This window comes from Paenibacillus sabuli (assembly GCF_014705605.1).
GTDB classification, from domain to species: Bacteria; Bacillota; Bacilli; order Paenibacillales; family Paenibacillaceae; genus Paenibacillus_D; species Paenibacillus_D sabuli.
In genome coordinates, this window is record NZ_JACXIZ010000102.1 from 1 (window position 1) to 1,353 (window position 1,353).

Consider the following 1,353-nt stretch of genomic DNA (forward strand, 5'->3'; position numbering starts at 1 on the left):
CCTCCCGCTCCGCCTGCCGCGCGGCCAGCCCGAGCAGCTGCGCGGCCAGCGCCTCGGGCTGCCGCTCGGGCACCGTCCAGCCGCCGCCGGTCGCCTGCAGCAGCCGGCCGATCTCGCCGCTGTCGGTGCCGACGACCGGCAGGCCGCAGGCCATCGCCTCGACGATGACGCGGCCGAACTGCTCCTTCCAGCCCGGCATCGTCAGCGACGGCAGTGCCAGCACGTCCATCGCATTCATCCATTCGTGCACCTCGCCGTGCGACACGCCCTCCCGCACCGTCACCGCGCGCGGATGGCGGCGTTCCAGCTCCCGCAGCTCGCCGAGCAGCGGCCCGCCGCCGACGAAGAGGAAGCGGCAGCTCGGCGCGCCCAGCTGCCCCGCGGGCTGCGCCGCGAGCTGCTCCGCCGCCGCGCAGAGCACCCGGATCCCCTTCTCCTCGACGAAGCGGCCGACGTAGCCCACCACCAGCTCATCGCCCGCCCCCAGCTCGGCGCGACGACGCGCGCGCGTCTCGGGCAGCGGCCGGAATTGGCCCGTGTCGACGCCGAGCGGGAACGGCAGCAGTCTGCCGCTGTATTGCTTGGCTCGCAGTACGGCGCCGACATCCTCGCTGACGACCGCCGCCGCGTCGGCGGCGCGCAGCACGTATTGCTCCATCCAGCGGAAGGGCGGCGGATAAGACTTGCGAATATTCTGAGCCGAATAGACGACCCGGGTCATCGGCAGCCCGCGGCTCGCCCGCATCGCCTGCCAGGCGCTGACCGCGTACGGCTCCTCCTCCACGAACAGCACCTCGGGCGCGTACCGGCGCATGAGCGGCCGCAGCGGCGTCAGATAGCCGTGCAGCGGCACACTGCCCGAGGCAAAGACGCGGCGCTGCTCGAGCGTCCCGGCGTAGGCCGGCCAGCGCTTCACCTGCACGCCATCCGGGGCGTAGGCCGTGCGCAGATTGGCGGGGACGAGCACGTGCACCTCGTGGCCCAGCGCCTCCAGCTCGGCGTAGAACTGCTGATTCACATCCGTCGTGCACGGGTGGCTGACCGCCAGGATCCGCATCGCTCATCCTCTCCTCTCACGAGTGCTGCAGCTCGGGCGCGGCGGCGCCGAGGCCGATCCCGACATATTCCAGCTCGCCGCGCCGATGCGGCGGGTACGCATTGCGCCCGTCGATGAGCAGCGGCCGCGCCATCGCCTCCCGCAGCAGCTGCGGCGGCAGCGCGGCGTAGTCCGGCCACTCGGTGAGCAGCAGGGCCGCCTCCGCGCCGCGCAGCGCCGCCTCGGCCGACTCGGCCAGCCGCACGCCGGGCGGCAGCAGCGGCGCGGCCTTGGCTGCCGCGACCGGATCATGCGCC

General features: G+C 73.6%; 2 protein-coding genes. Both read right to left on the minus strand.

What is annotated here, in order from left to right; translation table 11 throughout:
* The coding region (locus tag IDH44_RS26265; protein WP_190921783.1) for a glycosyltransferase at positions 1-1,057 on the minus strand (1,057 nt) is incomplete at its 3' end.
* A 16-nt stretch (positions 1,058-1,073) separates the two neighbouring features.
* Positions 1,074-1,353 (minus strand): UDP-glucose/GDP-mannose dehydrogenase family protein (locus IDH44_RS26270; protein WP_263364436.1); only part of this gene is annotated, 280 nt, incomplete at its 5' end.